At 62.1% G+C, this 23,685-nt stretch carries 17 protein-coding genes; 8 read left to right on the plus strand and 9 right to left on the minus strand.

Going from position 1 to position 23,685, the window contains the following annotated elements; genetic code table 11:
* The first annotated feature begins 35 nt into the window (after positions 1-35).
* On the plus strand, positions 36-692 hold the full coding sequence (locus ACEN93_RS07020; protein WP_495611231.1) for a carboxymuconolactone decarboxylase family protein: 657 nt from the start codon (positions 36-38) through the stop codon (positions 690-692).
* Positions 693-820: 128 nt separating this feature from the next.
* Positions 821-2,392 carry a glucan 1,4-alpha-maltotetraohydrolase domain-containing protein gene (locus ACEN93_RS07025; RefSeq protein WP_074689164.1) on the plus strand — a complete coding sequence of 524 codons (1,572 nt, stop codon included), beginning with the start codon at positions 821-823 and terminating at the stop codon, positions 2,390-2,392.
* Positions 2,393-2,402: 10 nt separating this feature from the next.
* Here the strand turns inward: ACEN93_RS07025 and ACEN93_RS07030 are convergent, their stop codons facing one another.
* Entirely contained in the window at positions 2,403-3,398 is a 996-nt protein-coding gene (locus ACEN93_RS07030; protein WP_495611232.1) for a diaminopimelate epimerase, read from the minus strand.
* A gap of 136 nt (positions 3,399-3,534) precedes the next feature.
* On the opposite strand from ACEN93_RS07030, the gene ACEN93_RS07035 reads away from it, so the two are divergent.
* Positions 3,535-4,686: an MFS transporter gene (locus ACEN93_RS07035; protein WP_007955928.1), complete on the plus strand. Its 1,152-nt coding sequence runs from the start codon at positions 3,535-3,537 to the stop codon at positions 4,684-4,686.
* A 133-nt stretch (positions 4,687-4,819) separates the two neighbouring features.
* On the opposite strand, the gene ACEN93_RS07040 is transcribed toward ACEN93_RS07035, so the two are convergent.
* The 7 genes from ACEN93_RS07040 to ACEN93_RS07070 form a co-directional block, all read right to left on the minus strand.
* Positions 4,820-7,243: a TonB-dependent siderophore receptor gene (locus ACEN93_RS07040; RefSeq protein WP_074689168.1), complete on the minus strand. Its 2,424-nt coding sequence runs from the start codon at positions 7,241-7,243 to the stop codon at positions 4,820-4,822.
* A gap of 98 nt (positions 7,244-7,341) precedes the next feature.
* The gene (locus ACEN93_RS07045; protein WP_495611233.1) at positions 7,342-8,325 is read right to left on the minus strand and encodes a FecR family protein; all 984 of its coding nucleotides are present in this window, start codon (positions 8,323-8,325) and stop codon (positions 7,342-7,344) included.
* A gap of 40 nt (positions 8,326-8,365) precedes the next feature.
* Positions 8,366-8,866, minus strand: a complete 501-nt coding sequence (locus ACEN93_RS07050; RefSeq protein ID WP_414882664.1) for a sigma-70 family RNA polymerase sigma factor — start codon at positions 8,864-8,866, stop codon at positions 8,366-8,368.
* Positions 8,867-9,073: 207 nt separating this feature from the next.
* Positions 9,074-10,057, minus strand: a complete 984-nt coding sequence (locus ACEN93_RS07055) for a hypothetical protein (protein WP_085667467.1) — start codon at positions 10,055-10,057, stop codon at positions 9,074-9,076.
* 197 nt (positions 10,058-10,254) lie between these two features.
* Complete coding sequence (locus ACEN93_RS07060) at positions 10,255-14,712, minus strand: hemagglutinin repeat-containing protein (RefSeq protein ID WP_495611234.1); 4,458 nt, start codon at positions 14,710-14,712, stop codon at positions 10,255-10,257.
* Between the two features lie 94 nt (positions 14,713-14,806).
* A complete protein-coding gene (locus ACEN93_RS07065) occupies positions 14,807-16,534 on the minus strand; it encodes a ShlB/FhaC/HecB family hemolysin secretion/activation protein (RefSeq protein ID WP_495611235.1) in 1,728 nt (575 codons plus the stop codon).
* Between the two features lie 105 nt (positions 16,535-16,639).
* Positions 16,640-17,773 (minus strand): MFS transporter, encoded by a 1,134-nt coding sequence (locus ACEN93_RS07070; RefSeq protein WP_490840761.1) that lies wholly within the window; start codon positions 17,771-17,773, stop codon positions 16,640-16,642.
* Between the two features lie 97 nt (positions 17,774-17,870).
* Between ACEN93_RS07070 and ACEN93_RS07075 the strand changes: the two genes are divergently transcribed.
* From ACEN93_RS07075 to ACEN93_RS07085, 3 genes are all read left to right on the plus strand, one after another.
* On the plus strand, positions 17,871-18,635 hold the full coding sequence (locus ACEN93_RS07075) for an AraC family transcriptional regulator (RefSeq protein ID WP_074689179.1): 765 nt from the start codon (positions 17,871-17,873) through the stop codon (positions 18,633-18,635).
* Between the two features lie 97 nt (positions 18,636-18,732).
* Complete coding sequence (locus ACEN93_RS07080) at positions 18,733-19,854, plus strand: HlyD family secretion protein (protein ID WP_210710141.1); 1,122 nt, start codon at positions 18,733-18,735, stop codon at positions 19,852-19,854.
* Entirely contained in the window at positions 19,851-21,443 is a 1,593-nt protein-coding gene (locus tag ACEN93_RS07085; protein WP_085613167.1) for a DHA2 family efflux MFS transporter permease subunit, read from the plus strand. Before ACEN93_RS07080 ends, ACEN93_RS07085 begins: the two co-directional genes overlap by 4 nt.
* 4 nt (positions 21,444-21,447) lie before the next feature.
* Here ACEN93_RS07085 and ACEN93_RS07090 read toward each other — a convergent pair whose 3' ends face one another.
* A complete protein-coding gene (locus ACEN93_RS07090) occupies positions 21,448-21,888 on the minus strand; it encodes a carboxymuconolactone decarboxylase family protein (RefSeq protein ID WP_495611236.1) in 441 nt (146 codons plus the stop codon).
* 240 nt (positions 21,889-22,128) lie between these two features.
* Between ACEN93_RS07090 and ACEN93_RS07095 the strand changes: the two genes are divergently transcribed.
* Positions 22,129-22,635 (plus strand): sigma-70 family RNA polymerase sigma factor, encoded by a 507-nt coding sequence (locus ACEN93_RS07095; protein ID WP_495611237.1) that lies wholly within the window; start codon positions 22,129-22,131, stop codon positions 22,633-22,635.
* Complete coding sequence (locus tag ACEN93_RS07100; RefSeq protein ID WP_490843846.1) at positions 22,635-23,594, plus strand: FecR domain-containing protein; 960 nt, start codon at positions 22,635-22,637, stop codon at positions 23,592-23,594. The genes ACEN93_RS07095 and ACEN93_RS07100 overlap by 1 nt, the downstream gene beginning before the upstream one ends.
* Positions 23,595-23,685: the final 91 nt, after the last annotated feature.

The raw sequence follows: 23,685 nt of genomic DNA on the forward strand, positions 1-23,685 counted from the left end.
CCGCTGCCATCCTCATTGATCCGTGAGGACGCGACATGAATCAAAAGACCACTTCCGATCCCATGGCCACGCTTTACCAGGAAGGCCGCCATACGTTTGTCGAACTCGTACCCGATGGAGGGGCCAGGCTCGACGCCTTGTTTCATACCGTTCCCGCACTGCGCGAACTTGCCGTTGGCGTGGTGTACGGGCATTTACACTCACGTCCCGGTCTTGATCCGCGATTACGCGAAGCGGTGTCGTTTGCCGCCATTGTCGCCTCGGGCATGGTCGGGCCACCGCTGAGCGTGCACCTCAAAACCGGCCTGGCATCGGGCCTCGCACCGGGTGAATTGACTGAAATACTGCTGCAGACTTCGGCCTTCGCCGGTTTCCCCCGAGCGGTCAGTGCGGCGGAGCAACTCAATCATCTGTTTGCAGACGCGGGCCTTGAATCACCACCGTCACGCACCCCGAGAGAAGTCACTTCGAGATTTTGCTCTGACGTTCGCGAGGGCCATTCACCCATTCCGTTGAGTGCCGCCGTGAAACGCCAATTGCGGCACGCAGACCGTTTGGCGCTGCAAGCCTGCTCGGCGCAGGCTGTGATCGTCGAGTGCTTTCAAAGCCCCGAGACACAGCCCATAGCCCTGCTGTATGTGACGGTGGTCGATGACACTGTTGTCGCCGTGAAACTGTTCAAAGGCCAATGAACGGTTATGGATCGGGGCGGCTTTATCGCAAAACGATAGAGCCGACCTGTCAGATCTGACAGGCGACAAGCGCTGCGTGTCGGCTCACAGTAAACCCCAAGGGATCCATCGTTCCCGGGGGGACGATCATGAAAGGGACTTCACCACTTCTTCTGATTTTCGCGCTTGGCCTCGCCGTCACCGCCACCAGCTCTGCGAGCGCGGCAGTTCGCAACGGCGGCGGTGAAAATATTCTGCTGCAAACCTTCCACTGGAATTCCAGCCGCAATCCAACCCCCTGGTATTCAGTACTTGCTCAACAGGCGGCGACCATTGGCAACGACGGATTCACCCTTGTCTGGTTACCGCCCCCTTGGACGGACAACTCAAGCTGGACCGACAGCCAGGCTCAGACCTCCGGTGGTGGAGAAGGCTACTTCTGGAACAGCTTCGACAAAAACAGCCGTTACGGCACTGATCAGCAACTCAAACAAGCGGTGCTGGCGTTCAACAACGCTGGCGTGAAAGTCGTCTTCGACGTCGTGCCCAATCACACGGACGATAAAGCGGTCTTTCCGCTGTTCCCGGCAGGGAACAACGAACGGCGGCACGACTGCGCAAATTGTGACGAAGGTGACGCGTTTGTGGATGGGAGGGCGGATTTGAACACTGCGAATCCAACAGTCTTCGAAACCTTCAAAAACGAGTTCATCAATCTGCGCGACAACTACGGTGCTCGAGGCCTGCGCTTTGACTTTGTCCGTGGCTACGCGCCGGAAACCGTGGATCGCTGGATGAACGCCTTCGGCAACCAGCAATTTTGCGTCGGCGAGAACTGGAAAAGCCCCGGGGAATACCCGCCGGGCGACTGGCGACACAATGCGAGCTGGCAGGATGTGCTCAAGGACTGGTCGGATCGCTCGCACTGCACGGTGTTTGATTTCGCCCTCAAGGAGCGTATGCAGAACGGTTCGCTCGCCGAGTGGCGCCACGGTTTGAATGGCAATCCGGATCGTGCCTGGCGCGAAATCGCCGTGACCTTTGTCGACAACCACGACACCGGTTATTCACCCGGCGCCTACGGCGGCCAACATCACTGGGCGTTGCCCGATCCACTGGTCAATCTGGCTTACGCCTACATCCTCAGCAGTCCCGGCACGCCGACCGTTTACTGGCCGCACATGTATGACTGGCAGCGTGATCAACTGATCCGGCAACTGATCAAACTGCGCAAGAGTGCCGGAATCCGCGCTGATTCGCCGATTCGCTTCAACACTGCCTATTCGGGACTGGTCGCCACCACACAAGGTGTACGCGGCACATTGGTGATCGCCCTCAAATCCGATCTGCAACAGTTGCCGCAAGGCAAGGACGCGCCGACCTTGAACTGGGATAACGGCGATATCCGGATCTGGAGCGGCCCTGTGGAACCGGCGACAGTGGCAGTCAACGTGCATTGCGATAACGCCAATCCGCAACCGGGCGAAAGTGTCTATGCAGCGGGTTCATCGCTGGAGTTCGGGGCGTGGGACCCACAACATGCGATAGCGCTGACACTGAACAACAAACGCTGGAGCACAACCGTGGAGGTGCCAGGTCAGCAACAGCTCGAGTGGAAGTGCATCGTGCGGGGCCAGGCGCCGACCGCAGTGTATTGGCAGGCGGGCGCGAATAACGCATTCAAAAGTGGTGCGGTGAGCGACACTGTCGGGCGGTTCTGATCTTGAGGCTTCAGCAATTTTCGTCGCGCACGGCGGTGCCGAACAGACGCACGCCAGTCAGTTCTCCGTCGCGCGCCTCCAGCAGGATCGGCGCCGTGCCACCCGGCATTACCACCTGCACCTCTCCCGCCGACACCCAGCCTACCCGCCATGCCGCAGACGCCACCGCACTGGCGCTGGTGCCCGAAGAAGCGGTCGGCCCCTCGCCCCGTTCGAACACCCGCGCCACAATGCGTTGATCACCGGCGCGCATCGCCCATTGCAGATTGACCCCGGCCGGGCACGGCTGGCCGGCGCCGGTGGGCATGGCGTAGGCGATGGCGGTCAGACTTTCCGCCAGCGGTGCTTCAAGCATCTGTGCGTTGCTCGGCAATGCGGCTTCATCCTGCACCAGTGTCACGCAATGCGGATTGCCGATGCGCACGAACTGGCTGTGCACCCAGGCGGGATTGAGTTGCGCCAGCGGTCGAACACCGCTGACTGCCACACCGTTGAACGGCACCGGTTCAACGCCGAGTGCACCGACCGCCGCCGGGCCGAAACCGGGCTGGCCGAGGTCCAGCCAGAAGCCCTGAACGCTCGCCACTTGCGCTGGCTTCACCGACGTCGGCACCGGCGATTGCGCATCCGGTTTATCGTGATGCACCCGTAGCGTCGCACCCTCCTCCGGCATCAGCCCCTGTTCGAGCAGCGCCCGGGAGAAAATCGTCAGGCCATTGCCGCTGCGTTCAGCCAGCGTGCCATCGGTGTTGACGATCAGCAGATCGAAGGGTGGCGAGGATTGAAACGGGCCGATCAACAGGCCATCGCTGCGATGGGATTTGCTGCCGACGGGACGTTGACCGTCGGGCCAATCGCAACACTGCGCGATGGCTGCGGTACTCCACGTCTGGCGCGACGACGCGCACTGTGCGGCGCTGGTCGGTAAATCGATACCGGCATCGCGTAGCGCCCGAGGCGAAACGACCCCGTAGAGATTGCCTCGTGCATCGTAGAACTGCGTCATGAACCGGCCCTTGTTTTTCCCGTCGACAGGGGCGCCACTGTAAATCGCAACGCCCTGCCGAGGCGAGCGGGCTCGCTCCATCGAAAGAGCTGTGCAAGGATGTCCGCTGCTGAAACGTTTTTTGCCAAGGATCGTTATGACCAGCCTCACCCCTCAAGACACGTTCGTTCCCGGACGCCTCGAACAGATGTCCACGCGCATCGCCTTCTTCATCGCCGGGCTCGGCATCGCCGCGTGGGCGCCGCTGGTGCCCTACGCCAAAGCGCGCGCCGGGCTCGATGAAGGCACGTTGGGTTTGTTGTTGCTGTGCCTGGGCGTCGGCTCGATTCTGGCGATGCCGCTGGCGGGGATTCTGGCCACGCGGTTTGGCTGCCGGAAGGTAGCCACCGGCGGCACGCTGCTGATCTGTGCAGCATTGCCGTTGCTGGCGACGGTGTCGTCGATTCCGGCATTGATCGCCACGTTGTTCATGTTCGGCGCCGGGCTGGGCACGGTGGATTCGACGGTGAACCTGCAAGCGGTGATCGTCGAGCGGGCCAGCGGCAAGAACATGATGTCGGGGTTCCACGGCCTGTTCAGCCTCGGCGGGATCGTCGGCGCGGCGGGCGTGAGCGCCCTGCTCGGTCTCGGGCTGTCGCCATTGGCGGCGATGCTGGTGGTGGTCGTGGTGTTGATCGCGGCGCTGTTCAAGGCCGTGCCGCACATGCTGCCTTACGGCAGTGAAAGCTCGGGGCCTGCGTTCGCGGTTCCCCACGGGATCGTGCTGTTCATCGGCGGCATGTGCTTCATCGTATTCCTCACCGAAGGCGCGGCGCTGGACTGGAGCGCGGTGTTTCTGGCGCAGGAACGCGGGATCGACACCGCCTATGCGGGGTTGGGTTACGCAGCGTTCGCACTGACCATGACCGCCGGCCGTTTGACCGGTGACCGGATCGTCCGGGCATTGGGCGCAACCCGGATCATTCTGTTTGGCGGTCTGCTGGCAGCGGCGGGATTGTTTCTGGCGACCTTCGCCCCGAGCTGGCAAGCCGCGCTGCTGGGTTATGCGCTGGTTGGCGCCGGCTGTTCGAACATCGTGCCGGTGCTGTACACGGCGGTGGGCAAGCAGACGGTGATGCCGGAAAGCATCGCCGTGCCGGCAATCACTACGCTGGGTTATGCGGGGATTCTGGCAGGGCCCGCGGTGATCGGTTTTGTCGCCCACGCCAGCAGCCTGAGTTTTGCCTTCGGGCTGATGGCGACATTGCTGGTGGCGGTGGCGATTGGCGGGAAAGCGCTGAAGGTCTGAGCCTGATCTGATGTGTTCAGATCGTTCCCACGCTCTGCGTGGGAACGCAGCCAGGGACGCTCCGCGTCCCAATAAAAGCGGACGCGGAGGTGTTCCCACGCAGACGGTTCGACGGAGGAACCATCAGTGCAGATCAGAAGCCTACGCTGGCCTGCACGAAGAACGTCCGTGGCGTGCCCACGTAGATCCCCGAGTTGTTGTCGCTGGAGCGGGTGAAGTACTGCTTGTCGAAGATGTTTTTCACCCCGGCGCCGAGCTTCAGGTTCGAGAGCTGCGAACCAAAGTCATAGCCGCCGCGCACGTTCCAGGTCACGTAACCCGGAATGTCGCCGTACTGCCCGTCCGCCGTGCCTTCGGTGATGTAATTGCCATTGAAGCTGCCATCAGCATTCACGCCGGTGCCCGGCGAGCGCTGTTTGGACTGGGCGAAGCCGTCGATGTTGTAGGTCCAGCGGTTGATGTCGTAACGCAGGCCGACGGTGGCCACCTGACGCGAGTAGAACGGCAGGTCGCGGCCCTTGAAGCCGGGGATCTCGCCTTCGTAGGTCGCGCGGGTGTAAGTGAAACCGGCGTTGGCGGTCAGGCCATCAAGGCGCGGGTCAAGCGCCGCCATGTCGTAGTGCACCGACGCTTCGATACCCTGGTGCTTGGTCGCGCCGAGGTTGGTCCAGCCCACGTCGTTGCTGATGTATTGCAGTTCGTCATCGAAGTCGATGTAGAACAGCGTCACTTCCCCGCCCCACACGTCATCGTTGTAGCGCGTGCCGATTTCGTAGGTCTTGGCTTTCTCCGGCTCCAGACCATTGGCGGTCTGGTCACCCGAGCCGCCCTGACCGAGCTGGAAGTATTGCAGGCTACCGAACGACGTCTCGTAGTTGGCGAACAGCTTCCACGCATCGGACAGGTGATACATCACGCTCAGGGCCGGCAGCGGTTCGTTGCTTTCGATGCTGCGGTTTTTCTCCGGGACGCGTTTGCCGGCGGTGTCGAGTACGGCGCGATCATGCCAGTCGGTGCTGATGTGCTCGAAGCGAATGCCCGGGGTCACGGTCCAGTTGCCGACATCGATCTTGTTGTCGATGTACACCGAGTTGGCCTCGGTGCCGCCGGTGCGATCCTGGAACACATGACCGTCGGAGGTCTTGGTGACCACCGGCACATTGTTGACCAGCGCCAGGCGGCTCGATTGTTCGTGCATCGCCTCTTTCAGATAACGGTAACCGACGCTGACTTCCTGAGTGGTCGGGCCGACGTCGAACACACGCGAAACGCGCGGCTCGATGCCCAGCGTGTAGTAGGAACGCGGGAACGAGCTGAGGGTTTTCTGATCGCGGGCGGCGATGGTGCTGCCGCGAAAGCTGTCGGAATAATAGGTCAGCACTTCTGCCTGAGTGCGCTCGTCGATCTGCCGGATCCACTTGAACGACACGTCCTTGCGGCGGCCGCTGAAGCCGTCGTAGTCGCGGTCGGACTGGAACGGTTTGTCGTCGTACTGCTTTTGCGTCAGGCCACCGGGCATGTCGGCGCTGGCGTCGTAGTAGTGGAAGTTGAGGCTGAAATCGTCCTGATCGGTCGGCGCCCAGTGGGTCTTGAGGATCACGTCGTCGATGTCGTTGCCGTTGTTGCGCTCGCGGTAACCGTTGCCGTTGACGCCCGAGTACAACAGCGCCATGCCGATGCCGTTGTCGGCAGTGCCGCCGAGAAACGCGGTATCGATGTGTTTCCAGCCACCGTGCTGCGAGGTTTCCAGGGTGGTGCCGATTTCACCGGTGGTTTTTTCCGGGATCGCGCGGGTCACGAAGTTGATCACGCCGCCGACGTTCTGCGGCCCGTAACGCACGGAGCCGGCACCACGGACCACGTCGATGCTGTCGAGGTTGCCGGAAGAGATCGGCGCCATCGACAGTTGTGGCTGGCCATACGGGGCAAACGCGGCCGGCACGCCGTCGATCAATACGGTGGAGCGTGGCGACAGGCGCGACGTCAAACCCCGTACGCCGACGTTCAGCGAAATATCGCTGCCGCCGGTGCCGTTGGCTTCCTGCACCTGCACACCCGGCACACGGCGCAGCACGTCGCCGACGTTCATCGCGCCCTGCTCGACCATCGCTTCACGGCGAATCACCGTGCGCGCGCCGGGGTGGTTCTGCACCACGGCGGCGTTGGCGTCGCCGAGCCAGTCGCCGACCACCTTGATGTCGGTCACGCCCAGTTCCAGCGGGCCGCTGGCAGCGGAAGTCGGGGCCGGCGACAGCGTCACCGAACCTTCATTGATCTGGTAATCCAGACCGCTGCCTTGCAGCAATTGGCGCAGGGCCTGCTCCGGAGAAAGATTGCCGTCCACCGCCGGCGCCTGTTTGCCAGCGACCAGGTCCGGGCTGAAAAACACCTGCAACGACGTTTGCTGGCCCAGTTCGCTCAGGGCCTGACCCAGCGGCTGTGCGCGGATGTGAATGGCTTCGGCGGCAAAAGCCATCGGCACGGCGGCGTTGACCGCCAGCGCAAGCGCCAGCGGTAACCAAGGGGATTTATTGTTTTTGGCGGTGGAGTTTTTCACGTCGAACGGAGTCCTGTGGATCGCAAGAGTGTGCGGCTGTTAATGCAAACCAGTTGCAGTTGAACAGGAAGACGACGAACTCGAAAAAAACCTGAATTTTATTTTGAAATTATTTCCTGGCTGCCGTCGGCAAGGGTGCGCACGGCCACCGGAAGAATGCTTGGCAAGGCCTTGAGCAAGGCATCGGTGTTGTCGGATTTGAACACGCTGGTCAGGCGCAAATTGGCCACGGCCGGGTTGGCGACCTTCAGCGGCTTGTCGCGATAACGCGACACTTCCTCGGCGACTTCGCTGAGGCTGGCATTGTTGAACACCAGTTTGCCGCTGCGCCAGGCCGTCAGCTCCGCCGGGTTGACCGCGTAGGCCGGCGCCACTTTGCCCTGGGCATCGATCCGCGTGCCGAGACCGGCAGTGAGGCTGATGAAATCGGCATTGGCCGCATCACGGCCCTGCACCTTGACCGTGCCCTGCTCCACCGCGACCCGGGTCTGCGTCACGTCGCGCCGCACATCGAAGCGGGTGCCGGTCACCGTGACCTTGCCGCTGCCGGCCTCGACCACGAACGGGCGGGAAGTGTCGTGCTCGACGCTGAACATCGCTTCGCCTTCGGTCAGTTCGATGAGCCGCCGATCCTTCTCGAAACGCACCTGCAAACGGCTGCGGCTGTTGAGGTCGATCACCGAGCCGTCCGGCAGCGCGACATGCTTGCGCTCGCCCAGCGCGGTGGCGAATTCGGCGCTGTAACCCGCCGGGTGATTCAAGCCGCTGAACAGACCGAGCCCGAGCGCCACCGCGACCACGCTGGCCGCCACGGCATAACGCAACAACGGACGGCGTTCGCGCCGCGCTGGCGGCGTTTCGCACAAAGCTTTAAGCCGTGGCGCCGGCAGCAGATCCGCCGCTGTCCACAAGCCTTGCAGCAACTGGAATTCGTCCCGGTGCTGGGGATGTTCGTTCAGCCACGCGTCGAAGTTCCGATATTGTTCGGCATCGACCGCTGGCTCCTGCAAACGCACAAACCAGCGTGCCGCGTCATCGCGCACCGTTGTTTGCCCGCACGCGCAATCACGAGTATCCATCATGGAATGTCCTGTTTGGCTGGGGATGAAAAGACGCCACGGCTCATGATTGCGCCCCGTCCAGGCGATCACGCAGATGCCGCAGGGTGCGGATCATATACTTTTCCACCATGTTCCTGGACAGGCCCAGGCGTTCGGCGATTTCCGCCTGGGTCAGGCCCTCGATCTTCTGCCAGACGAAAATCCGTCGGCAGTTGACCGGCAGCTCCGTGAGCGCGCGTTCGATGGAATCGGCCAGCTGGATCGCATGCATGTAATGCTCCGGGTCGCCGGTCGGCGCCTCACTGAGATCGATCGCCTCCGACTCCATGGCGCCCCGCCGGTCCTCACGCCGATAGCCGTCCACCGCGATGTTGCGCGCGGTCTGGTGCAAATACGCCCGGGGTTGCTGCACCGCCGACGAATCGGATTCGAGCACCCGCACAAAGGTGTCGTGCGCCAGATCCTCGGCCTGCGAGCGATTGCGCAGGCGACGGGTCCAGGTGCCGATCAACTCTTCGTAATGCTCGAGAAAGCCGGGTCTGCGGGGCAGCATGGGGGTCATTGCGGCGTGCTGAGGAAAGGGGAACGAATGGTAATGCTTCCTATTAAGCCGAGGCAATGGATTCCGACGAGTGCTATACGGAGCACAGGGCATTCATTGAAACGCTTGAGTTTTCTGAACCGGGCCTTTTTCTCAGGTTACGTCGCCTGCCCCAAGCCACTCTCTGAGGGATTCCAAAGCCATCACCTCCTGACGGAAGGCATGCCGTCACGCCTCTTCGCCTGACACCCTCGCCTTTTTGGTTTGGCTTTGGTTATCTGGCTCAACCTCATCCTCCCTCAATCTGACGTTACGCTCGCGATACTCGATCGTGATGTCACCATGAGTCGCCCAGAGGTGCTCCAACTGTTTGGCAGGTGGTTTTTCGGCCTTGATTTTCGCAACCGAGGCCTCGCGCAATGAAGTCCTGAAGGTGTCGGAGAACTCAAAGCGCTCTTGAGCCCTTCTCGCGATCAATACGTGCCTTGATTTGAGGGTCGCTTCTATCCGGTTACCCGCTCTCAGGCCTTTGATCAGCTCGGACATACTATGGAGCGCTGCCTGCTTGGGCGCAGCGCTGCCGATGCAATTCTTCTCAGCCTTGGGCGGAGAAATCAGTCCAGTGGTTCGCCACGTAGATCGCTTGAGCGTTCGACTCGACATGAAATGATCGTTCCATAGCACAGCCTGCGAATAGATTGGCCATGCATCTACGGCAATAATCGCTATGGTTTTCAGTGGCTTGCCGTTTACATATCGGATAATCGATTCAGGTTCTTCCCCCTTCCACACAAGGCAAAATCCATGATCTGCCGGCCTGGGTGCCGAAGCGCGCATCACACGCCATTCACTGGAGAAATACTCCCGGCACAACACGTAGGCCAGATCGGCCATTTCCCCGCAATTCCCTGCGCCGACTTCCAGAGCGGCGATCGCTCCTCGCATTGGATGATGGGGACCGCTGTTGGGTCTGACAGGAAGCGCGTACAACTCTTTCTTCAATGCCCGAGCCTCTCTCACCAGATGAGTCGCAGGATAGGCACTGATAACGGCTTTCTGCTCCTTGCTCTCCGGGACAAATACGGTCGGGATATTAGAAGCGACCTGATTTCCCGAGCCATGACGAAGGGATTTTTTGACGGAATAGATAATCAGATCCGCCAACTGTATTGCACGAACGTACTCACTCGGCAACTCAACTGTCTTGTCCATGACATGAAGCTCTCCAGAGACGATGTTCGCGTGAGATTAGCTCATAAATTGCAACCCGCCGTGACGAAAACGTTGACAGAGTCAGTGTCAACCAGAAAGGAATTTTCGGCCGAACGACCACGTTGGCAAGCACGCCGGTTCCCGCAGACGTATAACGTGGCTGTGGGTTCCGGTGCATCCACCGTAGCTGGGTGGATTTAGCGCGCCTCTTCAATTCCAGCTTGAAGATATTGGCTGTCAGCATGACCGCTCAGGGTCACCGGGCCGACTTTCAGGTTGCCGTTTTCAAGGGACACCTTCGGTGCGTTTTCTTCAGTTTTGTGTGGCAGGTCGAGGCCGGCTTTTACGCCGTAGTCGAGGTTGCTCAGATCGCTGCTGCTGACCTTCGAGCCGCCCAGATCGACTTTGCCTTCGGCGGCAGAAATCCGCGCACCGGTCAGCTGGGTAGCGCCGCCGACCGTGAGATTCACACCCTGACCAGCACTGATACCGGACGCCTGTTTGACGCTGTCCTTGTGTGCGTATTCGCCGTCGACTTTCAGCGTTGGCTTGTAGTCGGTGCCCGCGAGTTTGCCCTTGTCGTCGGCCGGAGTCTTCTTGGCGGTGAGGCCCAGATCCACGTCAACCTTGGCGTGAGTGCTGGAGTCCTGACGGCTTTCGACCGTCAGATCACCCGCCACGTTGCCGCTGACGTTGCGCGCGCCGCTCAGGCTCGCATCACCGCCACTGTTCAACACCACCGTGTCAGCCTTGATCTGGCTGTTCTGCTGGGTGGTGCCTTGCAGGTAATCCACGCCGACTTTGGCCCCGGCATTGAAGCCGTGATCGCTGCTGACTTTTTCATCGGCGGCGGTCGGTGTGCTTTGGCTCAGATTGCCACCGGCATTCAACGCCACATTCCAGTTATTGCGGCTGTCGGTGGATTGCGCGGATTCCTGAACGAAACCGCCCTTCTGCGCGTCGATGCTGACGTTTGGCGCGCTGACCTGAGTGCCTTGCAGGTGCACCGAATCGCCGCTCAAGGCGATGCCGTTCTGGCTGGTGAGCTGGCCACCGCTGAGGGTCTGCGTGTTCTCGTTGACCCGACCGATGTTGAAGTTGCCGCTAAGGCTGCCGCCCTGATCGCGGCTCTTCTCGCTGCTGGTTTTGCTGCCGCCGGCCTTCAGGCCGCCGCCGAGATTGCTGCCGGTGGCGACGTGCGAGTCGGTGGCCGCTTGCAGGTCGAGCTTGCCGTCAGCTTTGAGGTCGATAGCACCAGCGCTGTCGATCTTCGTGCCTTGCTGAATCTGATTACCGCCGCTGCTCAATTGCACCGTGCCGTTGCCGCTGAGGCTGGCAACATGCGCCTGGCTGTCGGTGGTCTGGTTGCCTTTGTGATCGAGCTGGAACCCGGCGCCGAGATCGACATTAGTGCCTTCGGTGCCCGGCAAAGTGCCGACGGTCAGCGAACCGTTGCCGCGCAGGCTGGAGCTGTCGCTGCTCTGGCGGTCGTTGGCCTGATTGAGTGCCAGATCCCCGCCGGTCTTGACGCTGACACCGCCCTGGCCGCCATCGAAACGGCTGCCTTCGAACCGGGCATCGCCGCCGACATGGATGTTCACACCCTGATTGCCAGCGTAACCGCCGACCACCGCGGTGGAGCTGTCCTTGCTCGACTGGCTGCTACCACCCGCGCTGCTGCCGGCCACATTCACGTCTTCGCCGGTCTTGGTGTAGACGCGCACATCGACCTTGGCATCCACCGATTTTTCGGTGCTGCTGTGGGTGTTGTTCGCGGCATCGGCCACCAGTTTGTCGGCGCTGATGTTCACTTGGCCGGCGCTGGCGTTGTACTGGGTGCCCTGATCGTGCAGCGTGCCGCCGACCTTCACGTTCACGGTCTGGCCATCGAACCGGCTGACTAAGGCGTTGCTGCCCTGCTCGGTTTTATCGGCGCCGGCATGACCGATTGCCACGTCGATACCGACGTTCGGCTGACCGAGATTGGCCAGTACGTCCTTGTCCGGCACCTTGCCGTCGAGCACTTCTTTCACCGCGCCGGCAATCGGCCGGGCGATGTCTTTGTACTCGACGTTGGCGCCGATGTCCGCCGACCAGTTGCTCTCGCTGTGGGTGCTGCTTTCGGTGTTGCTCGCAGCACGGTTGTCGACTTCGTTGGCGGCGACATTCAGACCGTTGCCGGACTTCAGTTGCGCGCCTTCGGTGACGAGTTTGTCAGCGTTGATGTTCAGGCTGCCGCTGCTCTGCACGCCAGTGGTTTGCGCAGCGGTTTTAGCGGTGGTGTCTTGCGAAGTGCTGTGCGAGAAATCCACACCGCTACCCGCGCGGTCGAGGCCGCCGGTGTAGTAGAAACCGCCGCCGGTGTTGCGGGTTTCGGTCGAGGTGCTGTGGCTGTCCTGCTCGGCCAGCAACGAGACGCTCTTGCCGCTCAGGGTGGTCTCGCCGGCGGTGGATTTCACCTCGGCGCCCTTCAGCGTCAGATCGCCGCCCGCCTTCACCTGCACGCTGCCGCCGCTGAGGCTGGAACCCTGCTGCGTGACGTCGTTGACGGTGACGGTTTGCGCCTTGTCTGAGTAATGCACGCCGGCGCGATATTGCTCCGCCGTCTGCTCCTTGGCGTAGGCGTCGAAACCACGAGTCTGCGTGCTCTTGCTGCTGTCGTGGGTGTTCTGCGTCGAATGCACATTTACATCGCCCGCAGCATCGGCCACCAGCGCGCTGCCAGCCTTGACCGTGGAACCGGCGACTTCGATGTCCTTGGCGCTTTTGAGCTTGAGGTTGCTGTCGGAAGCGAGCTCGCTGCGCACCGTGGTGCTGTCCTTGCTGTTCTGCCGGGACTCGTCCTTGGTGATGCCGAAGAACTTGTTGTCCTTGTCGTGGTTGTTGCTGTGCGAGGTGTCCTGCACGCCGTCGATGGTCAGCGAACCGTTGTCGCTGATCACGCTGGCGTCCTGGCCGCCGCGCACCTGGCTGCCGCTGATGCGCACGTCGTCGGCCTTGGCCACCAGTTTGCCGGCCGCGTTGATCTTGCTGCCCTGATGCTGGGTCTGGCCCTTGTCGGCGTCGCCGGTCTTGCCGAAGAAACCGCCGCCGACCAGATCACCGGAATAGCGGTTGTCGCTGCTGCGATGGGTGCGGGTCGCGGTGGTGATTTCCACTTGCTTGCCGGCCAGTTGCAGATCTCCGGCGCTGTTCAGCTCGGCGCCTTCGGAGCGCAACAACGCGGCGGTTTGCAGGGCGATGTTGCCGGCCTTCAACTGGCTGGTGACGCTGCGCTGCTCTTCGCTGCTGCTGTCCCAATCGGCTTTCCACAGGTGCTTGCGGTGCTTGCCCTGATCGGTCCGGGTGTGGCTTTCAGTGGCGGCGGTCAGGCGCAGGTCGCCGCCGCTTTGCACGCTGAGGTTGTTCTTCGCGTCGACCTTGGCGGCTTTCAGTTCGGTGTCTTTGCCGGACGACAATTGCGCGTCGCGGCTGGCGACGATCTGGCTGCCGTGCTGACGCGAATCGCTGTCGGTCTTGGTGCGCTCGTAAGTTTCCCAGGTGATGCCGATGGTGCTGTTGTTCCAGTTCTCGCGCTGTTCCTGGAGCTTGCGGCTTTCCACGGTGGTCAGGGTCAGGTTGCGTTTGGCCTCGACCTTCACGTCGCGACCGCTCACGTCAGTGGCGGCCAGGGTCAGGTCCTTGCCGCTGTGCAGGCCGACGTCGCCCTGGCTGCTGCGGATACCGGCGCGGGTCAGGTCGAGGCTGTCCGGGATCGCCTGACCGCTGACGCTCAAGTCGCCCGCCGAACGGATCTGCACACCGTCACGCCCGGCGACTTGCACAGCGCCGACCTTCACGCCCGCGCCTTCTGCGGTGCTGACGATGTTGATGCGTCCGGCCTGCATCGCACCGAACAGGCTGGCGTCGATCCGCTGATCGGTGGTGTTGTCAGCCGGGTCCACGGCTTTCACCTGGCCGCTGGCGTAGTCGATCTGATTGCGCCCGACGGTGAGGTTCAGTTGATCACGCGCAGCAATCGCGCCCTGGCTGTCGATGCGCGGGGCGATCAGGTTGATCGAACCTTCGCCGTTGCGCAGGCCGCCGCTCTGGATCTGCAACTGACCGGTGGCGTCGCGGGTGCTCAGGGCTTGCAGCTTGCCGTCGTTCAGCTCGGGACGGCCGACCAGCAGATTGGCGTTCGGCGTGTTGATGAAGCTGCCGCCATTCACCGAAATGCCGTTCGGGTTGGCGAGCACGTAGTCGGCGGCGCGACCGAAGATTTCCTGGGCGCCGTTGATGGCCGACGGGTTGCGGCTGATCACTTCGTTGAGGATCACGCTCGCGGCCTGGCCCTGCAATTGCGGGTTGGCCGTCAGTTGCCCGGCGAGCTGCGACTGACCGGCCTGCAAAGCGTTGTTCAGCACCAGGCCCTGTCGGTCGACGTTGTAGTCGAGGAACTGGTTATGCGACAGGCCCTGTCCGTTGGGCGCGACGATGTTGACGATCGGGACGCCGCCCTGGGTCTGCAATTGCGCGGTGCCGCCGGGGCCGGGCGCGACCACCACACCGCCGGCCATGGCGCCCGGCAGGTGAGCGACCAGAAACAGGCTGGCAATCGCCCAGCGCAGTTTGCCCCGTGGGGAAAGATGAAACGCAAAGGTGTTCATTGGCATAAAAAACTCTCCATGTAGTGCGGCATCACGTTGCGCGTTGAGTTGAAGGCCACGGCTGTCGCGCTCAGGTCCGATGGCTGTTGTTCACTGACGTTCATATCTGTAATCCGACCCGCATCAGCCAGGTTTCAGGCTCGCGGTGCAGGCCGGTCGGGGTGTTGAGGCTGCGCTGGTAATCGACATCCACTTGCAGGTTTTTCCAGCCCAGGTTGAGGCCGATGCTGGCGCCGCTCAGACGTTGAACCGAAGCACCGTGATCGGCCTTGATCCAGCCGTGGTCGAGGCCGACGCGCGGGGTGAGCTGCACCGGCAGATCGGTGCGCAGCGGCAGGCGCAAGGTGTTGCGCCAGATCGCGCCGCTGGCGCCGGACGCACTGCTGATCCGATAACCGCGCACGGCGGAATCGTCGGTGCCGAGCAGTTGTTCGATCGCCGGCAGCGGATCCGGGCTGTACTGCAAATTGAGTTGGCTCTGCCATTGCCAGGCTTGCGCGCCGAGCTGGCCGTTGCGCCATTGGCTGAGGCCGGCGCGGTACTTGCGAAACTGTGCCTTGGGCAGGTTTTTGACCTGACGATCGGCATCGTCGTCGGCACCGAACCCGCTTAAACCCTGGGCGTAGTTGACGTCGAGATTCCATACCGCGCGGTCGAGCCAGAACAGATTGAGCCCCGCTTCGGCCACGGTCAGGGTCGGGCTCTGAATGCCGAGGCGGACGTTTTCCAGATAACTGTCAACGTCCTTGTGCGCCAGTTGCAGGTTGGCACTGAGCTGATGGCTCTGGTCGCGCCACAACACCCGGTCGGCGCGCAGGTAGAGTTGATCGGTGATGCCGGTGCTGTGCAGGGTCGCCGTGCTGAGTTTGAACGGCGCGCGGTATTCGGCGTGGCTGGCGAAGGTGCTGAACGTCCAGTAACCGTAGGGAATCGCGTAATAGAGGCTGACGTTGCGGCTGTAGCGGTCGCCCTGATTGAGGGTGTCGCTGGCGCTGAGGCTCAACAGATCGTTGAGTTCGAGCGGACTGTCGAGGGTCAGGCTCAGCGTGTCGCGATCACGACCGGTGCTGGCGCTGCCGAGGTTGTCCACGCCCAGGCCCAAGCTCCAGCGCGACTGTCCCGAGGTACGTGAACGCAGGATGATTTTCGACGCCCCGGGCTGACTGCCGGGGGCGATGTCGGCGGTCAGATCGAGCGAGCGCAGACGGTTCAACTGATCCAGCCCCTGCTCCAGATCTCGCAGGTTCAGCGGTTTGCCGAGCATGCCAGGGAACGCCCCGCCGAGTGACACCGGCAGGCTTTGGTCCGCCAGTTCGATGGACTCGATGTAACCTTCGTCGATCAGGATATCCAGCGATTGCCCCGCTGCCGGCGCGCTGCTCAGGTACGGCCGGCTGGCGATGTAGCCCTTCTCCACGTACAGCGCGGTGATGGTCGCCAGCAGATGGTTGATCTGGCCGACGCCCATGCACGGCGCCAGCAGCGGTTTGATCCGGGCGTTGAGCTTGTCTTTGTCGATCAGCGTGACGCCGCCGATGCGCGTCCCGCTCAAGGGCCAGCAGCGCTCATCGGGTTTGATCGATTCAGGAATGGCCGGATTGGCCGGCGCCGGGCCGAACGCGCCGCGCTCCAGCTGCCGCTTGCGCTGTTCGAGTTGCAGCTGTTGCAGATCGCGCTGTTGCAGCTGTTGCTGGCGCAGCACTTCCTGGCCTGGGGCTGAAACTTCGGCGGCGAGAACGCCGGGCGCACACACACTCAATAACAAGGCCGACAACAGCGGGCGCGGCAGGGAACGACTACTGAAAACAACGCAAAGCGAATACGGCACTCAACATCCTTGCAATCAACTGGCGTAATGCCACCCCATCAATTGCGGTGATAGTCAGAGCCTTCCCACACAAATGCAAGACGCTTCCTACGCTGCTTACATTTCTTAAACAAATGCCCTTTTAGCGCGGATCGCCAGCGATAACGCCAGCAAGTTGCAGATCATCAGGGTTTCCCCGAGGGCCTGAGACCAGGCTGCCAACATCAATCCCCCGCCGATCAACAGGTAGTAAAACAGCCCCAGCAACGCGCCGGCGGTACCCAAGCGATCCGTGTAATTGCTCAAGGCTGCTCCCAGAATGTTCGGAATCGCCATGCCGAACGCCAGTACCACCAGCAGCATCGGCAGCACGAACCAGATGTGCGCCTGCAACAGCCACACGCCGATGCCACCGAGCAAACCGGTGACGGCCGCAAGGCGAATCAACTGCAGCGGACTGCAGCCGATGCGCAGCAAGCATTTGTTGAGCCATGCTCCAAAACCTGAGGCCAACGCGAGCATCACGCCGCTGTAGCCGAACGCTGAACTGCTCAGCCCAAGCCGCTCGAACAGAAACGGTCCGAGGCTGTAATAACTGAACAACGCAACATTGAATGAGGCGATCCACAAAGCCGAACGCCAGATGCCGGGATCGCGCAGCATATCGCCCATGGTTGCGAACAGACCGACGGGGGTCAGTTGTGGTGGACGGGTTTCCGGCAAGACGCGCCAGCTCCAGAGCCACAAGGCCGACGCCAGCAACAACAACGCAACGAGTACGCCGCGATAGCCGAAGCCCTGAACCAGACTCGCCCCGCTGAACAAACCGATGGCTGGGCTGGCCGCCAGCGCCATGCCTGCCAGAGAAAAGACCTGGGCCAGTTCGCTCCCGCGAAAACGATCGCGCAACAACGTCTGGGTCACCACCGAGCCAACCGCAGCGCCGAATGCCGCCAGTGCCTGGGCCATCAACAAGCCGTTGAAACTGCGAACGCTCAAACCGAGTACGCAGGCAAAAACATAAATCGCCAGACCGGCGAGCATCGAGGGCCGGCGGCCGATCCGGTCGCACACCCGCCCCCACGTCACCACACCCAACGCGAACGCCAGGAAGTACACCGACAGGGTTTGCGCCGCCGCTTGCGGGCCGACATCAAATGCCCGGCCGATATCCCCCAGCGCCGGGCTGAACAAGGTCTGGGCGATCTGCGGGAACATCAGCAGTGCAATCGCCAACATCAACAACTTTCTTTGGTCCATCACCAAGACTCCTCAACAAAAACGCCGGGGAGTTTAAAAAACGGTGGCTGACGTATTATCCGAATCCTGACAATTTATCGTTGAAATCGGACAAACCATGGCCTGGCTCGAAGCCCACGATCGTTTTGACCCTGATCGCTTCCCGGCGCCGGTGATCGGCATCGCCTCTACTCTCGGCGATCACGACTCCGGCCTGCATCGGCATCAGCGCGGGCAACTGCTCTACACCCGACAGGGCTGCACCCGCATCACCCTGGCGCAGCAGTTGTGCCTGCTGCCGCCGTCGCGGGCGGCGTGGATTCCCGGTGGCGTCACGCATCGGGCGGTGATGCAGCAAAGTGTCGATTACCGCTCCATCTACCTGACGCCCGAGTTGTGCTGTGAGCTGCCGCAACAGGTTTGCGTGATTGAGGTCAGCCCGTTGCTGCGCGCGGTGCTGGAACCGATGGCGATTGCCGATTTCGCCACCGATTGGCAGCAGGGCAAATTTGTCCATTTGCTGGGGCTGTGCCTGAGTGAAATCCGTGATGCGGCGCAGCAACCGATGCTCCTGCCCCTGCCGGAAGACAAGCGCCTGGCGCTCCTGCTGGCACAACCCGAGCGACTGCCACCAGAACTGCAAGTGCTTGAGCAACAGATCGGCGCCAGCAGCCGCACCATCGGCCGGATCTTCCAGCGCGAAACCGGCATGAGCTATCAGCAATGGCGCCAACAGTGGCGGCTGATGCGCGCGATGGAATTGCTCGCCACCGGGCGCAACCTCGGCTACTGCGCGTTTGAACTGGACTTCGCCAGCGACAGCGCATTCATTGCGTTCTTCAAATCCATGACCGGCAGCACACCCGGCGCCTGGCTCAAGTAAGCAACTGACGATCGGCGACAAAAATCAATTGCCACAAAATATTACTCGCGTCATATTACGGTCGTAATAGCCATTCCGCTTTCTCAGGTATTACGCCATGACCAGCATGCCCACCGTAGAACCCGATCTCGCCGTTCCGGTCAGCGCTCCCAAACCGCCCCTGCTCAAACGCCTGTTGTTGCCCGCTGCTGGCTTGGCCGCGTTAGTGTTGGCCGGGTTGTACGCCGTGCATTGGTGGGGCACGGGGCGATTTCTCGAGGAAACCGACGATGCCTACATCGGCGGCGACGTCACGGTGATCGGGCCGAAAGTCGCCGGTTACATCGAGGAAGTGCTGGTCAGCGACAACCAGAAGGTGAAGGCCGGCGACGTGCTGATTCGCCTCGATGCCCGCGACTACCGCGCCAATCTGGCCAAGGCTGAAGGCGCGGTCGCCGCCGAAGAGGCGCTGCTGGCTAACCTCGACGCCACCGAACAACTGCAGCAAGCGGTGATCGGTCAGGCCCGTGCCGGTATCGATGCCGCCAGCGCCGAAACCGCCCGCTCGCGGGATGACAACGCCCGCTACAAGCGTCTGGTGACCACCAATGCAGTCTCGGTAGAAAGCGCGCAACGGGCCGACGCCACCTTCAAGACCGCGCAAGCCTTGAGCGCCAAAGCCCAGGCCGAATTGCTGGCCGCGCAACGCCAGCTCACCGTGATCGAAACCCAGAAACAACAGGCCCGCGCCGCCCTCCAGCAAGCCCGGGCCGAGCGTGATCTGGCGCAACTCAACCTCGGCTACACCGAGCTGCGCGCTCCGGTTGACGGCGTGATCGGCAATCGCCGCGCGCGGGTCGGCGCTTATGCGCAGGCCGGTTCGCAGCAGTTGTCGGTGGTGCCGGCCAGCGGCCTGTGGGTCGATGCGAACTTCAAGGAAGACCAACTGGCGCGGATGAAACCCGGCCAGCGCGTGAGCATCCGCGCCGACGTATTGTCCGGCCAGGAATTCCACGGTCGCCTCGACAGCCTCGCCCCGGCCACCGGTTCGCAGTTCAGTGTGCTGCCGCCGGAAAACGCCACCGGCAACTTCACCAAAATCGTCCAGCGTGTACCGGTGCGGATCCTGCTCGACCCGGCCGACGGCGTGCTCGGCCACCTGCGTCCGGGACTGTCGGTGACGGCTGAAGTCGACACCCGCGCCCAACCTGAAACCACGGCTGTGGCCAGCGCGCCATGAGCACCGCCCTCACCGCCGCCGCGCAGCCATTCAACGCCGCCGAGATGGCAACGGCGACCAAGGTGTTCGCCTTCGCCACGATGTGCATCGGCATGTTCATCGCGCTGCTGGATATCCAGATCGTCTCGGCCTCGCTGCGCGATATCGGCGGCGGGTTGTCCGCCGGCACCGATGAAACGGCGTGGGTGCAGACCAGTTACCTGATCGCCGAAATCATCGTGATCCCATTGTCGGGCTGGCTGTCGCGAGTGTTCTCCACGCGCTGGCTGTTCTGCGCCTCGGCGGTCGGCTTCACCCTCGCCAGCCTGCTCTGCGGCATCGCCTGGAACATCCAGAGCATGATCGCCTTTCGCGCACTGCAAGGGTTTCTCGGTGGGTCGATGATTCCGCTGGTGTTCACCACCGCGTTCTTTTTCTTCACCGGCAAACAGCGGGTAATCGCCGCTGCCACCATCGGCGCCGTGGCTTCGCTGGCGCCAACATTAGGCCCAGTGATCGGCGGCTGGATCACCGACATTTCGTCCTGGCACTGGCTGTTCTACATCAATCTGGTGCCGGGAATTTTCGTCGCCGTGGCGGTGCCGATGCTGGTGAAGATCGACCAGCCGGAACTGTCGCTGCTCAAGGGCGCGGACTATTTGAGCATGGTGTTTCTGGCGCTGTTTCTCGGTTGCCTGGAATACACCCTCGAGGAAGGCCCGCGCTGGAACTGGTTCAGCGACCAGACCATCCTGACCACCGCATGGATCAGTGGCCTCGCGGGGCTGGCCTTCATCGGCCGCACGCTGCACGTGGCCAATCCGATCGTCGACCTGCGCGCGCTCAAGGATCGCAACTTCGCCCTCGGCTGCTTCTTTTCCTTCGTCACCGGGATCGGCCTGTTCGCGACGATTTACCTGACGCCGCTGTTTCTCGGCCGGGTGCGCGGCTACGGGGCACTGGACATTGGTCTGGCGGTTTTCTCCACCGGGGTGTTCCAGATCATGGCGATTCCGCTGTACGCCTTTCTGGCCAATCGCATCGATCTGCGTTGGATCATGATGGCGGGTCTGGCGTTGTTCGCCTTGTCGATGTGGGAATTCAGTCCGATCACCCATGACTGGGGCGCCGGAGAATTGCTGCTGCCGCAAGCCCTGCGCGGGATCGCCCAGCAACTGGCGGTGCCACCGGCGGTGACATTGACTCTAGGGGGCTTGGCACCGGCTCGGCTGAAGCATGCATCGGGCCTGTTCAACCTGATGCGCAATCTGGGCGGTGCAATCGGGATTGCCGCGTGCGCGACCATTCTCAACGACCGCACCAACCTGCACTTCACCCGGTTGGCGGAGCATCTGAACAGCAGCAACGAAGCGGTGAATCAGTGGCTGGCCCAGGTCGGCGGCAACTTCGCCGCGCTGGGTCAGAGCGGCGATGTCGGCCTCACCGCCAGCCTGCGTCAGCTATGGCTGCTGACCTACCGTGAAGCGCAGACGCAAACCTACGGCGACACGTTCCTGATGATCATGGTGTGCTTCGGCATCGCCACGGCGATGGTGCCCTTGATGCGCAAGGTGCAACCACCGGCCGCGCCGAGTGCCGATGCACATTGATCGATCAGGCTTGCGGGGTTTTACGGAAGCCCACGGCCAGACGGTTCCAGCTGTTGATGGTGCTGATCGCGACACTCAGGTCGACCATTTCCTTGGGCGAGAACTGCGCAGCGACCGCTTCGTAGTCTTCGTCCGGGGCGTGGGTCAGGCTCAGTTGGGTCAGGGTTTCGGTCCACAACAGCGCGGCGCGTTCACGTTCAGTGAAAAACGGCGCTTCACGCCATGCGGTCACGGCGAACAACCGGCGCGGGGTTTCGCCGCCCTTGATCGCGTCGGCGGTGTGCATGTCGATGCAGAACGCACAGCCATTGATCTGCGAAGCGCGCAGCTTGACCAGTTCGATCAGGTTTTTTTCCAGCGGCAATTTCGAGACGGCGGTTTCCAGGGCGATCATCGCTTTCAGGGCATCTGGGGACGCGGTGTAGAAATCGATACGAGGTTTCATGGCGACTCTCCGGGGCAAGTGAATGTGGGGCTACGTTAGTCCCGGCGTCCCGACCGGCAAATAGCCAATCTCCCGGAAGATGGGTAGGCCACTGCGCCGGTGTCAGAAAAGAAAGTGTGAAAGGACAATTGCCATCACTCGTTGCGCGCCACTAGAATGCGATCAATTCTTAATTGCACCCTAATCGCACTCTCGATTGCATCTCTGGCAACGGACGCCCGAAACGAGTACCTGCCCTCCATGTCGTCCCTCGATCAGCCGTTGAATCAGCAAGTCCAGACGCTCTACAGCGAACACCACGGGTGGCTGCAGGGCTGGCTGCAGCGCAAGTTGGGCAACCGCTGCGAGGCGGCCGATCTGGCCCACGATACCTTTTTGCGCCTGCTCACCCGTCAAGTGATCAAGCCGCTGGGCAACGAGCCCCGGGCGCTACTGACGCATATCGCCAAGGGTCTGGTGATCGACCGTTGGCGGCGCCAGGACCTGGAGCGCGCGTACCTGGAAACCATCGCGCACTTGCCCGCCGCCGAAGTGCCGTCGCCGGAAACCCGCTACCTGATTCTCGAAACCCTGTGGCGCATCGAAGCGCTGCTGCGCGAACTGCCCGAGCAGACCCGCGAGACCTTCCTGCTGTCGCAGATCGAAGGCCTGACCTACGCGCAGATCGCCACGCGCCTGAATGTTTCGCTGATCACCGTCAAACGGCACATGCGTGCCGCATTCATTGCCTGCCTGAGTGTCGCCTGATGAATTCGTCGATGATCAATCCGCAGATTCTCGGCGAAGCCGCCGACTGGCTGGTGCAACTGCATTCCGGCACCGCGACCCCGTCCGACCATCAGGCCATCGCCCAATGGCGCACCCGCAGCGCCGAACACGCCATCGCCTGGCAACGGGCCGAAGCGCTGTTGGGGGATTTGCGCAGCGTGCCGGCCAATGTCGCGATCCAGACCTTGAAACGCGCCTCGCGCAAAGAAGGCCTGAGCCGTCGTCAGACCCTCACCCGCCTCGGCTTGCTGTTGATGGCCGGGCCGTTGGGCATCGCCTCGCAGCATGTGCCGTGGCAGCAATGGACCGCCGACCAGCGCACCGCCGTCGGCGAGCAGAAGAACCTGCAATTGCCGGACGGCACCCAACTGGTGCTCAACACCGACAGCGCCGTGGACATCGCCTTCAGCCCGGTGGAGCGTCGCGTCCTGCTGCTCAACGGCGAAGTGCTGATCAACACCGCCGCAGACGCCAGCGCCCGTCCTTTCATTGTCGAAACCCCGCAAGGTGTGGCCCGCGCGCTGGGCACGCGATTCTGCGTACGCACCGAGGGTTCGCGCAGCCAGGTGTCGGTGCTCGAAGGCCAGGTTCAGATCACCCCGCAACTGCTCAAGCACAGCGCGATTCTTCAGGCGGGCGAGCGCCAGCGCTTCAAGCTCAACAGCTTCGACAGCGCCGAAACCTTCGACACCGCATCCCTGGCCTGGGACAAAGGCATGCTGCTGGCCAGCAACATGCGTCTGGACGAATTGCTCGGCGAGCTGAGCCGCTATCGCCGGGGCGTACTGCGCTGTCATCCAGACATCGCGGCGATGCGCGTGTCCGGGGCGTTTTCCCTGCGCGACACCGACGCCAGCCTGCGTTTGCTCAGCGATACCCTGCCACTGAACATCAACAGCCTGACCCGTTATTGGCTGTCGGTAGAGCCCCGTGTCTAAGCCCTCGGAAAATATTTTCATTATTCCCTGATACCTTTTCGCGACTCGTCCGGTGAGTGGATAGACCTTCCCATTCCACGCCCCCGACAGG

The sequence above is a fragment of the Pseudomonas sp. Pseusp21 genome (assembly GCF_059492145.1).